Annotated in this window: 9 protein-coding genes; 3 read left to right on the forward strand and 6 right to left on the reverse strand. The window is 70.3% G+C overall.

Going from position 1 to position 12,100, the window contains the following annotated elements:
- The first annotated feature begins 126 nt into the window (after positions 1-126).
- Positions 127-1,416 carry a citrate synthase gene (locus ACFQVC_RS14500; protein ID WP_381830790.1) on the forward strand — a complete coding sequence of 430 codons (1,290 nt, stop codon included), beginning with the start codon at positions 127-129 and terminating at the stop codon, positions 1,414-1,416.
- Between the two features lie 592 nt (positions 1,417-2,008).
- Here ACFQVC_RS14500 and ACFQVC_RS14505 read toward each other — a convergent pair.
- The 4 genes from ACFQVC_RS14505 to ACFQVC_RS14520 form a co-directional block, all read right to left on the reverse strand.
- Positions 2,009-4,288, reverse strand: coding sequence for a heavy metal translocating P-type ATPase (locus ACFQVC_RS14505; protein WP_381830791.1), 2,280 nt, complete (start codon positions 4,286-4,288; stop codon positions 2,009-2,011).
- A 147-nt stretch (positions 4,289-4,435) separates the two neighbouring features.
- The gene (locus tag ACFQVC_RS14510; RefSeq protein WP_381830792.1) at positions 4,436-4,738 is read right to left on the reverse strand and encodes a heavy-metal-associated domain-containing protein; all 303 of its coding nucleotides are present in this window, start codon (positions 4,736-4,738) and stop codon (positions 4,436-4,438) included.
- Positions 4,739-4,859: 121 nt separating this feature from the next.
- Positions 4,860-5,822: a PrsW family intramembrane metalloprotease gene (locus ACFQVC_RS14515; RefSeq protein ID WP_381830793.1), complete on the reverse strand. Its 963-nt coding sequence runs from the start codon at positions 5,820-5,822 to the stop codon at positions 4,860-4,862.
- A 114-nt stretch (positions 5,823-5,936) separates the two neighbouring features.
- A complete protein-coding gene (locus ACFQVC_RS14520) occupies positions 5,937-6,683 on the reverse strand; it encodes a TetR/AcrR family transcriptional regulator (RefSeq protein WP_381830794.1) in 747 nt (248 codons plus the stop codon).
- Positions 6,684-6,861: 178 nt separating this feature from the next.
- On the opposite strand from ACFQVC_RS14520, the gene ACFQVC_RS14525 reads away from it, so the two are divergent.
- Both ACFQVC_RS14525 and ACFQVC_RS14530 read left to right on the forward strand, forming a co-directional pair.
- Entirely contained in the window at positions 6,862-9,162 is a 2,301-nt protein-coding gene (locus ACFQVC_RS14525) for an MMPL family transporter (protein WP_381830795.1), read from the forward strand.
- A 447-nt stretch (positions 9,163-9,609) separates the two neighbouring features.
- Positions 9,610-9,807 carry a helix-turn-helix transcriptional regulator gene (locus ACFQVC_RS14530; protein ID WP_381830796.1) on the forward strand — a complete coding sequence of 66 codons (198 nt, stop codon included), beginning with the start codon at positions 9,610-9,612 and terminating at the stop codon, positions 9,805-9,807.
- A gap of 127 nt (positions 9,808-9,934) precedes the next feature.
- On the opposite strand, the gene ACFQVC_RS14535 is transcribed toward ACFQVC_RS14530, so the two are convergent.
- Together ACFQVC_RS14535 and ACFQVC_RS14540 are read right to left on the reverse strand one after the other, a co-directional pair.
- Positions 9,935-10,912 carry a helix-turn-helix domain-containing protein gene (locus tag ACFQVC_RS14535; RefSeq protein WP_381830797.1) on the reverse strand — a complete coding sequence of 326 codons (978 nt, stop codon included), beginning with the start codon at positions 10,910-10,912 and terminating at the stop codon, positions 9,935-9,937.
- A gap of 202 nt (positions 10,913-11,114) precedes the next feature.
- Complete coding sequence (locus ACFQVC_RS14540; protein WP_381830798.1) at positions 11,115-12,020, reverse strand: sugar phosphate isomerase/epimerase family protein; 906 nt, start codon at positions 12,018-12,020, stop codon at positions 11,115-11,117.
- Positions 12,021-12,100 lie beyond the last annotated feature (80 nt).

Consider the following 12,100-nt stretch of genomic DNA (forward strand, 5'->3'; position numbering starts at 1 on the left):
GACGGCACTGAGTGCCGTCAATAGGCCCAATGGTCGACCCCGAGTGCACTCTGCTGGGCCAAGTGGGGGATGGTAGAGACAGTCAGGGCACCTCGAAGAAGAGGCACTACGTCGGTGAGGGATGACGTGAGCGACAACTCTGTAGTACTGCGGTACGGCGATGGCGAGTACACCTACCCGGTGATCGACAGCACCGTCGGCGACAAGGGCTTCGACATCGGGAAGCTCCGCGCCCAAACCGGTCTGGTGACCCTGGACAGCGGTTATGGAAACACCGCCGCCTATAAATCGGCCGTCACCTATCTCGACGGCGAGCAGGGCATCCTGCGTTACCGCGGCTACCCGATCGAGCAGCTCGCCGAGCGCTCCACTTTCCTCGAGGTGGCCTATCTGCTGATCAACGGTGAGCTGCCCACCGTCGATGAGCTCTCCACCTTCCGTGGCGAGATCACCTCGCACACGCTGCTGCACGAGGACGTCAAGCGGTTCTACGACGGTTTCCCCCGTGACGCCCACCCGATGGCCATGCTGTCCTCGGTCGTCTCGGCGCTGTCCACCTTCTACCAGGACAGCCACAACCCGTTCGACGAGAAGCAGCGGCATCTCTCCACCATCCGGCTGCTCGCCAAGCTGCCGACGATCGCGGCGTACGCGTACAAGAAGTCGATCGGCCACCCGGTCGTCTACCCGAGCAACAACCTCGGTTACGTGGAGAACTTCCTGCGGATGACCTTCTCGGTCCCCGCCGCCGAGTACGAGCTCGACCCGGTCGTCGTCTCCGCGCTCGACAAGCTGCTCATCCTGCACGCGGACCACGAGCAGAACTGTTCGACGTCCACGGTGCGTCTGGTCGGCTCCTCGCAGGCGAATATGTTCGCCTCGATCTCCGCCGGTATCTCCGCCCTCTGGGGCCCGCTGCACGGCGGCGCCAACCAGTCCGTCCTGGAGATGCTCGAAGGCATCCGCGACTCCGGCTCCGACGTCGACACCTTCATCCGCAAGGTGAAGAACAAGGAGGACGGCGTCCGCCTGATGGGCTTCGGCCACCGGGTCTACAAGAACTTCGACCCGCGCGCCAAGATCATCAAGGCCGCCGCGCACGATGTGCTCTCCGCCCTCGGCAAGTCCGACGAGCTGCTCGACATCGCGCTCAAGCTGGAGGAGCACGCGCTCTCCGACGACTACTTCGTCGAGCGCAAGCTCTACCCGAACGTCGACTTCTACACGGGCCTCATCTACCGCGCGATGGGCTTCCCGACCGAGATGTTCACCGTGCTCTTCGCCCTCGGCCGACTGCCGGGCTGGATCGCCCAGTGGCACGAGATGATCAAGGAGCCCGGATCCCGTATCGGCCGTCCGCGGCAGATCTACACGGGCATCGTCGAGCGCGACTTCGTCCCGGTCGAGGCCCGCTGACCCGAGGCGACGCATAGCGCCGTCGCGCACATGTGGCGTATCGCCGCACGCGGACGAAGACGCATACGCGGACAGAGACGCATACGCGGACAGAGACGCATACAGAGAAGCGCCCCGCCGCCGGTCCCCCCACGGGCCGGCAAAGCGGGGCGCTTCCCTTTTCCCGGTACGGATTCCCCCCACGGGATCCGGCCGGGCGTCTGTGGGCACGCGCGCTGGGCACGTGCTGCGATCTGCCGGGACGCGTACGTACGGGAGGGCCGCTCAAAGCTCCCCGGTGCACGTGCCCCGGCCAACGCTCCCCACTGCTTCAAAGAGCGTGGGGCTACCTCTGCAGGAGACATCCCCCAGGACATCTCCACCGGGAACGTCCCCCAAGACGTCCCCTGATGACCGAAACGCCCCCCAAGACGTTCTGGCCATCGCACTCTTAGACCTGCGAGCCCCCCAAATGGTTACGTCCAGATCTCTGTGATCTACGTCTCTTGCATATGTCCCGTACATGTACAAGGGCCCCGAAATGGTGATCGGGGCCTAAGAGTAAGGGAGTTGTGGCGAGCACGTGAAGGTCCGAGTGGGGTAGAAGTCGGGCCTAGTTGAACCTTTTCAGTCGCAGGCTGTTCGTCACGACGAACACCGACGAGAAGGCCATGGCGGCGCCGGCGATCATCGGGTTGAGCAGACCGGCCGCCGCGAGCGGCAGCGCCGCCACGTTGTAGCCGAAGGCCCAGAACAGATTGCCCTTGATGGTGGCAAGCGTCCTGCGGGAGAGACGGATCGCGTCCGCCGCCACCCTCAGGTCGCCGCGGACCAGGGTGAGATCGCCGGCCTCGATCGCCGCGTCCGTGCCGGTGCCCATGGAAAGACCCAGGTCGGCGGTGGCGAGTGCGGCCGCGTCATTGACGCCGTCGCCCACCATCGCGACCGCCCGGCCCCGGCGCTGCAACTCCTCGACAACGGCCACCTTGTCCTGCGGCAGCACCTCGGCGTGCACCTCGTCGATACCGACCTCTGCCGCGACCGCCTCCGCGACCGCCCGGTTGTCGCCGGTCAGCAGGACCGGGGTCAGACCGAGGGCGCGCAGCTCGCGTACGGCCTCCGCGCTGGACTCCTTGACCGCGTCGGCGACGGCTAGGACACCGCGGGCCGTCCCGTCCCAGGCGACCGCCACGGCGGTACGTCCCCGCTCCTCGGCCTCGGCCATGGCGTCGGCCAGTTCGCCGGGGAACGTGATCCCCGCGTCCGCGAGCAGCCGTACCCGGCCCACCAGGACGGTCCGCCCCTCGACGGTGCCGCGGACGCCGAGTCCGGCGACGTTCTCGAAGGCCTCCGGCGCGGGCAGCGGGCCGCCGGTCCGTGCGGCCGCGCCCTCCGCGACGGCCCGCGCGACGGGGTGTTCGGAGGCGTGCTCGACGGTGCCCGCCAGGCGCAGGAGCTGCTCCTCGTCGTCGCCGTCGGCGACGTACACGTCCTGGAGCTCCATACGTCCGGTGGTGACCGTCCCCGTCTTGTCCAGGACGACCGTGTCCACGCGGCGCGTCGACTCCAGGACTTCGGGGCCCTTGATGAGGATGCCGAGCTGGGCGCCGCGGCCGGTGCCGACCATGAGCGCGGTGGGCGTGGCCAGGCCGAGGGCGCACGGGCAGGCGATGATCAGCACCGCCACGGCGGCGGTGAAGGCGGCGCTCGCGTCGCCGGTGATCCCCAGCCAGGCGCCGAGCGTGCCGGCCGCGATGAGCAGGACCACCGGCACGAACACCGCGGAGATCCGGTCGGCGAGCCGCTGCACCTCGGCCTTGCCGCTCTGCGCGTCCTCGACCAGGCGCGCCATCCGGGCGAGTTGGGTGTCGGTGCCGACCCGGGTGGCCTCGACGACCAGTCGCCCGGCGGAGTTCACGGTGGCGCCGGTGACCGGGTCGCCCACGGTCACGTCGACCGGCACCGACTCACCGGTGAGCATGGAGACATCGACGGCGGAGGCGCCCTCGACGACGGTGCCGTCGGTGGCGATCTTCTCTCCGGGACGTACGACGAAACGGTCGCCGGTCTTCAGCCGCTCGACCGGAACGCGTACTTCCGTACCGTCGTCGAGAACCGCGACGTCTCTGGCGCCGAGTTCGAGCAGCGCGCGCAGGGCCGCGCCCGCCCTCCGCTTGGAGCGGGCCTCCAGATAGCGGCCGAGCAGGATGAAGGTGATGACGCCCGCGGCCACCTCCAGATAGATCGTGGAACCGCCGTCGGCGCGGGAGACCGTGAAGTCGAAGCCGTGCCGCATGCCCGGCATGCCGGCGTCCCCGAAGAACAGCGCCCACAGCGACCAGCCGAAGGCGGCGAGGGTGCCGACCGAGACGAGGGTGTCCATGGTGGCGGCCGCGTGCCGGGCGTTGGTCCACGCGGCACGGTGGAAGGGCAGACCGCCCCAGACGACGACGGGGGCGGCGAGGGTGAGCGAGAGCCACTGCCAGTTGTCGAACTGCAGGGCCGGGACCATCGCCATCAGGACCACGGGCAGGGCGAGTACGGCGGAGACGAGCAGGCGGCCGCGCAGGGCGCGGGTCTCCTCGTCATACGCCGGAGGGGTGTCCGCGGCGGTCTCGGAGTCCGCCGGCTCGGGCGGCGGCGGAAGGATCTCCTGGGCGGAGTAGCCGAGTTTCTCGACTGTCGCGATCAGGCCCTGGACCTCGACCCCTTCGGCGTAGGAGATCTTCGCCTTCTCAGTGGCGAGATTGACCGAAGCGGTCACGCCCTCCAGGCGGTTGAGCTTGCGCTCGATACGGGCCGAGCAGGACGCGCAGGTCATCCCGCCGATGGCGAGCTCGACCTGGGAGCGCATGTCGGCCGGTATCGGGTGCTCGGTGGCCGTGTGCGTCATGGGAGTTCTTTCCGCGGGGCCGCAGGCGCTGCGGGGGCCCGGTGCGAGTCGTGGACGGATGCGGAGGGCCGCACGGGGTGCGGGGCGTGCGGTGCCGGGTCCCCGGAGGGACGGCCCCGCACGCCCCGGCGTGACGGAATGGCGCGCTCAGGCGCGGCCGGTGAGCTCGTAGCCCGCCTCGTCCACGGCGGCGCGCACCGCGGCTTCGTCGAGCTCCGTCTCGGAGACCACCGTGACCTGGCCGGTGGCGGCGACGGCCTTGACGGAAGTGACGCCGGGCAGCTCGGAGATCTCGCTGGAGATGGCGCCTTCGCAGTGACCGCAGGTCATTCCGCTGACCTGGTAGACGGTGGTGACGGTGCCCTGCTGCGCCTCGGCGCCGCCGCTGTGGCAGGAGCCGGAGGGGGAGCAGCAGGAGCCGGTCTGCGGGGTCTCGGTCTGGGCGGTCATGTCGTTCTCCTCGTCGAGGGAGTCTGGTCGGGCACGCGGCCGCAGGCGGCGTATCGTCGGGCCGCGGCGCAGGAGGAAGTCGAGCCTTCCGGCCCCTCCTGACACTTACGACTGTATACCCCTAGGGGGTACTTCTCCAAGTGGGGTCGCGACGCGACAGTGTGCGCGCCCATGCGAGGGCGGCCAGCGAGATGACGACGAGCCCGCCCACCGAGAACAGCGTGAAGAGATGTTTCTGCTCGTCAGTGGGTTGCGGCAGATATCCCTGGGCGAACAGTGAGCGCTCCAGATCGCTGGTGGTGATGCGGGCCACGAGCCAGATCGCGATGCCGTGCATCGAGTCCCACAGGGCGTGCAGCGCGGCCACGCCGACGTAGGTACCGATGACGGGCCCGGCGAAACGGAAGCGGCCGTTCTCGCGGCGGTACGCGAGCAGTACGGCGCCGGCGATGGCGGTCCACAGGCCGTGTCCGAACGGAGCGAGCACGCCCCGCAGGATCTCGGTCTGCAGCAGGGCGCGCAGGTCGATGCCCTTCATGGTGACGGCGGCGTTGAACGCGTAACCGGCACTCTCGAAGGCGGCGAAACCGAAGCCCACCGAGGCGCCGAGAACGAGCCCGGCGCGCAGGCCGCGCACATGCGGGCGGCGCCGAAGTACCCACATGAGAGCGGCGAGTTTCACCGCTTCCTCGATCAGTCCGACGCCCACGAACATCCACAGCGAGGGGTTGAGGAGGTAGTACTCCATCACCGAGGCGCCGAGTACGCCGAGGATGCCGCCGGTCAGGAAGCAGCCGAGGATCAGGCCGACTCCCAGGTCGGCGCCGTGCCGCTCGTACGCCCACAGCACGAAGACGGCCGGGACGAGGAAGCTGCCGAGCATGATCAGGGTCGGCAGCAGCGTGCTGTTCTGGGTGGTGTACGTGACGATCGCGGTCAGCACCCACAGCGCGAGGCCGGCCCATAGACAGCGTTTCCACAGGCCGGGGCTGATCTGCAGGTCGGCGTGGCCCAGGGGTGGGGGCGGCGGGGCGGACGGGGCGGGGCGGTGCGAGGCCACGGCGAATCCCTCCGGATTAGTCATGTTTGTCCGGAGTTTATGGCAGGCGGCCGGGCGAGGCTCGGGGGCCCGCTGCTGACGGCTGCTGCGAACGGCCGTCACGGAAGCCCGTTGCAGGGGTCCGCTGCGGCGGGCCTGTTACAGGGGAGCGGTCGGCGGGGGCGTCGCGGCGCGCTGCGGGTCGAGGGTCTTGTCGCCGATGACCGGCTCCAGGTAGCGCAGCAGGGCCTGCTTCGTCTCCTTGATGTAGGCCTCCTGGTCGGGGCCCTCGTGGGCCAGGACCAGTTCGAGGCCGCCCTTGAAGATGGCGTAGGACAGATCCGCGATGCGGGCGTGCTCGCCGGGCGGGGCGTCGGGGAGGTAGAAGGCGAGCAGGTCCTGGATCCGTGAGACGAGGGAGGCGTGCAGGGCGTCGTGCTCCTCGGTGATCCTGCCGGGGACGTCGGAGCCGTGCATCAGCGCCATGAACGCCGGGTTCCGGCAGTTGAACGCCACGAAGCGGTCGACGATGGCGTCCAGCATCTCGGGCAGCGGGAGCGCGATGTTGGCCGGGGTGAAGGCCTCGCCGTAGGCATCGCGCATCTGGTGCAGCATGCGCTCGCCGAGTTCGACGGCGATGGCCTCCTTGTTCGGGAAGAACTGGTAGAGCGTGCCCGGTGAGACGCCGGCCGTGCGGGCGATGGCGTTGGTGCTCGCCGAGCTGTAGCCGCTCTCGCCGAAGACGGTCGCGGCGGCCTCCAGGAGCTGCGCGATCCGGCGCTCGCCGCGGGCCTGGCGGCGGCGCGGGCGCGGCTGTCCGGCGCCCTCGGGGCTCTGCTCCGGGGCGTGGTGCGTCGGCTGCTCGGCGGGCTTCTCGTCCGGCATCTGCTTCTCCTGCTGATCCATGACCTCATGACCGGTTGTCCACAGGCATCATGGCGCGATTGACAAACGCGAGTGATCGCTCGCATTCTTGAGAAACGCGAGCGGGTGCTCGTGTTTGCCAGTCTATGGCAATGGGCGACTTGTGCTGCCTGCTCAGCCTGCACGGACGTACGGGTCACGGTGAAGGGGACACCGCATCATGTCCGCAGACAACAACCCGCCTCCCGTGGGGGGATGGACCCGGTTCGTCACGGCGAGGCCGAGGCTCTCGCTCCTGCTCGCGCTGCTGATCACCGCGCTCGCCGTGTTCGCGGGCGGCGGTGTCGCCGACCGGATGGGCAGCGGCGGCTGGGAGGACCCGGCGGCCGAGTCGACGTACGCGACGAAGGCGCTGGAGCGGGAGTTCCCCGCCTCGCAGCCCAATCTGCTGCTGCTCGTCGACAGCGGCCGGGCGGGCGTGGACGACCCGGCGGTCGCCGCCGAGGCCGGGCGCCTGGCGAAGCGGCTCGCCGCCGAGCAGGGCGTCACGGGAGTCGGTTCCTACTGGACGGGCAGATCACCGGCCCTGCGCGCCGAGGACGGCCGCCAGGCGCTGATAGCCGCACGCATCGAAGGAGACGAGAAGACTGCGGCCGGGACCCTGGAGCGGCTGGCGCCCGACTTCCGCGGTGCGCACGGCCCGGTGCGGGTCTCCATCGGCGGCCCCGTCGCGGTGCAGCACGAGATGACCACCATTATCCAGGAGGACCTGCTGCGGGCGGAGTTGATCGCCCTGCCGGTGACCCTGGTGCTCCTGGTGATGGTCTTCGGCAGCGCGGTCGCGGCCCTGCTGCCGCTCGGCGTCGGCATCGTCGCGATCCTCGGGACCAACGCCGTCCTGCGCGGCATCACCGAAGTCACCGATGTCTCGGTCTTCGCACAGAACCTCACCACGGCCCTCGGCCTCGGACTCGCCATCGACTACGCCTTGTTCATCGTCCGCAGATACCGCGAAGAGCTCGCGGCGGGCGCCGAGGTGCGGGCCGCGATCGGCACCACGCTGCGCACCGCCGGGCGCACCGTGCTCTTCTCGGCGCTCACCGTGGCCGTCTCGCTCGCGGCGATGATGCTCTTCCCGCAGTACTTCCTGCGCTCCTTCGCCTACGCGGGCATCGCCGTGGTGCTGCTCGCCGCGGCCGCCGCCCTGATCCTCCTGCCGGCCGCCCTGATGCTGCTCGGCGAGCGGGTCAACTCCCTCGATCTGCGCAGGCTCTGGGGGCGCGGCGGGGGCGCGGACTCCGCCCGTGGCAAGGAGCCCGGCGCGGGGTGGGCGCGTACCGCGGGCCTGGTGATGCGCAGGGCACCGGTCTTCGCGCTGGCCACGGCCGCCGGACTCGTCGTGCTCGGACTGCCGTTCCTGGACGTGAAGTTCGGCACTCCGGACGACCGTCAGCTGCCCTCCACCGCCGAGTCCCATGTGGTGCAGCAGCACATCCGGGACGGCTTCCCCGGCAGCCCTGACGGCGGCATCGAAGTGCTCACCGAGGGCACGGCGACCCGAGCGCAGTACGCCGACTACCGTGCGCGCATAGCCGGACTGCCGGGAGTGCTGCGCGTCGACGGCCCCGTGACGTCGGGCTCGACCGGGTACTTCACGGTGCTGCCCGAGGGGGAGGCCGTGGGTGAGGGCGCTCAGCGCCTGGTGCATGAACTGCGCGCCGAACCCGCGCCGTTCGACACCTCGGTGACCGGACGTGCCGCGGTCCTCGAGGATTCCAAGGCGGCGATCGCTGACCGCCTTCCCTGGGCCCTGGCGATCATCGTGATCGTCACCCTGGTCCTGGTCTTCCTGCTCACCGGCAGCGTGCTCATCCCGATCCAGGCGGTGGTGCTCAACGCCCTGAGCCTGACTGCGATGTTCGGGGCGGTGGTCTGGGTCTTCCAGGACGGCCATCTCTCCGGCGCCCTGGGCTTCCTGCCGACCGGAGACATAGAGACGACCCTGCCGGTCCTGATGTTCTGCGTCGCCTTCGGACTCTCCATGGACTACGGCGTGTTCCTGCTCTCCCGGATCAAGGAGGAGTACGACCGCACGGGCGACCACGAGCACGCGGTCCGGTTCGGTCTGCGGCACACCGGAGGCCTGATCACCGCTGCCGCGGTCATCCTGGCGGTGGTGATGGTCGCCATCGGCACCTCACGGGTCACCAACACCAAGATGCTGGGCCTGGGGATCGCGCTCGCGGTGCTGATGGACGCCATGGTGGTGCGCAGCCTCCTGGTGCCCGCCGTCCTGAAGCTGACCGGGCGCTGGACCTGGTGGGCCCCGCGGCCGCTGCGCGCCCTGCACGACCGGTTCGGGATCAGCGAGTCGGACGGGGGAGCGGAGAGCGGCGGCCCCGGGGCGGGCGGCGAACCCGGAGGCGACGGGCCGCAGGGGACGGCGGGGGAGAGCGGAGGCGACGGGCGCCCGGGAGAGCGCGGCCGGCCGGACCGGGACAAGCTGGTGACCGGGGGTTAGCGGGGTTGGCGGGCCGGTGCGCTGGGCGACGGTGCCGGACAGGGCTGCACCGCCGCCCCGCGGGGGGGGGGGGGGGGGGGGGGGGGGGCGGTGCCGCCGCCCCTGGCAAGGGGGTTGGTGCCGCCGCCCCTGGCAAGGGGGTTGGTGCCGCCGCCCCTGGCAAGGGGGTTGGTGCCGCCACGCGTGCGGCGGGCCGGGACCGCCCTGCGCGCACAGGGCAAGTACCTGCACCGTCTCCCATGCGTCACGGACGTAACCAAAGTCCGACTTCCGTCACACATGTCTCACTCACGCGGGTTTCCCGTCACACTCGATCAACAGGCCCTCTCCCCGATCTCTTGGGGTCGTTCACCGGACACAGGCTGAGTGAATGCCGGACGTCCGCGCCCAGCTCCCCCGACGGCTCCCCCGGGCCGCCGCTGCGGCGCGTACAGGGAGGTGCCACTGATGACCGACCGAAGGCTCTGGTCGTACAAGGAGATCGCCGCACACATCCGCGTCCAGCCGGACACCGTGCGCTCCTACCGCAAGCACGGGCTGCTTCCCCCACCCGATCACGTGGAAGGCGGCAAGCCGTACTGGTACGCGGACACCGTCCGTGCCTGGGTGGCCAGCAGGCCGGGAAACCGGGGACGAAAGGAGTGAGTTCATGCAGGCGGCGGTCGCGCGCGGTGGGCCGGGTCCTGACCGGCAGGGCCCGGACCACCGAGATCCCCGCTGCATTCCGCATCCCCGCGTCGTCCGGCCGCAGGGCCGGACGACCAGGGTGCCCTCAGTGCAGCCGGACGGTCTTGGAGAAAGGCGCACCACCGCCGGGCGGAAGCACCAGGCTGGTGGCCTCACCGGCGAGCCGGTCGGGGCCCGGCGGGCCGCCGTGGGCGCGCGCCTTGAGGCTCTGGGCCGCGCGTCGGGCCGCCGTGAACTCGCCGGGCGTGCAGCCGGTCATCGCGCGGAACTCACCGCTGAGATGCGACTGGTCGTAGAAGCCGCAGGCCGCCGCGGTCTCGGCCTGGGTGAGCCCCGCGGCGAGGAGGCGCCGGGCACGCTGCAGACGCAGGACGCGGGCCGCGGCCTTGGGGCTGAGACCGATCTGTTCGCGGAACCTGGACTCCAACTGGCGCACGCTCCAGCCCACTTCGTCGGCGAGCCGGCGTACGGGCAGGGAGCCGTGGGTGCGGACGAGTTCCGACCAGGCGCGGACGGTGCGCGCGGAGCAGGGAGTTCCGGCCTCGGCCCAGCGCAGTAGTACCTCGTCGAGCAGGCTGAAGCGGGCGGTCCAGGTGGGCAGGGTGGCGAGGGCGGCGGCGAGATCGGACACATTGCCCCACAGCCGGCGCCCGGCCGGTGCGCCCAGGCCGTGCGGCAGGGCGTCGTCCGGGTCGGCGACCTGGTCGGCGAGTTCGTGCTGGGAGATGCCGAAGAGGGTGAAGGAGGCCCAGGGGGCGATCAGGACCTCGATCCCGGAGAGACGGCCGTCGTGTTCGCCGAGCACCGGGGCGGTGTGCAGTCCCGAGATCGATGAGGTCCGGACCACGGAGGGCCGGCCCGCGCGGTGCACCCGTAGCGAGTACTCGAAGCCGAGCAGCAGCGTCACCGCACCGACCGGAGCCTCCAGTCTGCGGCGCGGAGCCCCGAGGGCGAGCCGGAACCCGCGATACCCGATCACACCGGGCCGCAGCCGAGGATGCGGAACCCCGAGCGCCCGCTCCCAGGTCCCGGCGGGACACCGCATGGCGGCGACGGGACTCATCTCGACCACCGCCGCCCCGAGCCGGCCCGGACCCGCCAGCTCGTGACCGCGGGGCGGCAGAACCAGCCCGTCCTGGGGGCACCTCTGGGGGTACCCCCAGAGGTGGCTGGGGGAGGTGGCTGGGGGAGTTCGAGGACGAGCCCGCAGGGCGATAAGCGGTGCGGCGCTGAACCGCGGTACGCGGCGCGCGCACCGTAAGGGATTACGCTCCGCAGCTCCGTAGATAGGCCCGGGTGCGGCGGGCGATCGGCAGTGGCTGGTCGGGTGGGCACGGATACATGTCCTGTTCCACGATGGCGAACAGCTCGACGCCGAGCTGCTGCGCCGCATCCAGTACCGGCTCGAGCGCGGGCTCCCCTGCGGGCGGCTCGCACATCACCCCGCGGGCCACGGCCGGCCCGAAGGGGATTTCCTCGGCCCGGACCTCCGCGAGGATCTCGGGGTCCACCTGTTTCAGGTGCAGATAGCCGATGCGTGCTCCGTACGTCTCGATCAATTTGACGTTGTCCCCGCCGCAGTAGGCGTAGTGCCCGGTGTCCAGGCACAGGGCCACGAGGTCGGGGTCGGTCGCGTCGAGGAAACGTGTGACGTTCTCCTCGGTGTCGATATGGGTGTCGGCGTGCGGGTGCACAACGATCCGCAGACCGTACCGCTCACGGATCTCACGGCCCAGCCTTTCGGTGCCGGAAGCGAGTTGGCGCCATTGTCCGGCGGTGAGTTCGCGGTCCTCGAGCACCTTGCCGGTCTTGTCGTCGCGCCAGAAGGAGGGGATGACGACCAGGTGTTCGGCGCCCGTGGCCCGGGTCAGCTCGGCGACGCGCGAGACATGCGCCCAGGTCTCGTCCCAGACGGCCGGGCCGTGGTGCAGGCCGGTGAAGACGGTGCCCGCCGAGACCTTGAGGCCACGGCGCCCGGTCTCCTCGCTCAGGAGCTCGGGATCGGTGGGCAGATAGCCGTACGGGCCGAGTTCGATCCACTCGTAGCCGGACTGCGAGACCTCGTCGAGGAAGCGCTGCCAGGGGACTTGGCGGGGATCGTCGGGGAACCACACACCCCAGGAGTCGGGTGCCGAACCGATCCGGATACGCGACATTCGCGACAGCGTCATGCGTGCCAGCCTCAGGGCGTCCCGAGAGCAGTGTCAAGGCATGGTCCGAATGTAAGGACAAAATGTTGACAGGGTTCCGG

Origin of the sequence: Streptomyces monticola (genome assembly GCF_042665355.1) — a bacterium.
GTDB lineage: Bacteria > Actinomycetota > Actinomycetes > Streptomycetales > Streptomycetaceae > Streptomyces > Streptomyces monticola.

Coding starts and splice junctions, on each gene's coding strand:
- ACFQVC_RS14525 (WP_381830795.1), top strand. CDS start 6,862: ATGTCCGCAGACAACAACCCGCCTCCCGTGGGGGGATGGACCCGGTTC.
- ACFQVC_RS14515 (WP_381830793.1), bottom strand. CDS start 5,822: ATGACTAATCCGGAGGGATTCGCCGTGGCCTCGCACCGCCCCGCCCCG.
- ACFQVC_RS14520 (WP_381830794.1), bottom strand. CDS start 6,683: ATGGATCAGCAGGAGAAGCAGATGCCGGACGAGAAGCCCGCCGAGCAG.
- ACFQVC_RS14505 (WP_381830791.1), bottom strand. CDS start 4,288: ATGACGCACACGGCCACCGAGCACCCGATACCGGCCGACATGCGCTCC.
- ACFQVC_RS14540 (WP_381830798.1), bottom strand. CDS start 12,020: ATGACGCTGTCGCGAATGTCGCGTATCCGGATCGGTTCGGCACCCGAC.
- ACFQVC_RS14530 (WP_381830796.1), top strand. CDS start 9,610: ATGACCGACCGAAGGCTCTGGTCGTACAAGGAGATCGCCGCACACATC.
- ACFQVC_RS14535 (WP_381830797.1), bottom strand. CDS start 10,912: ATGAGTCCCGTCGCCGCCATGCGGTGTCCCGCCGGGACCTGGGAGCGG.
- ACFQVC_RS14510 (WP_381830792.1), bottom strand. CDS start 4,738: ATGACCGCCCAGACCGAGACCCCGCAGACCGGCTCCTGCTGCTCCCCC.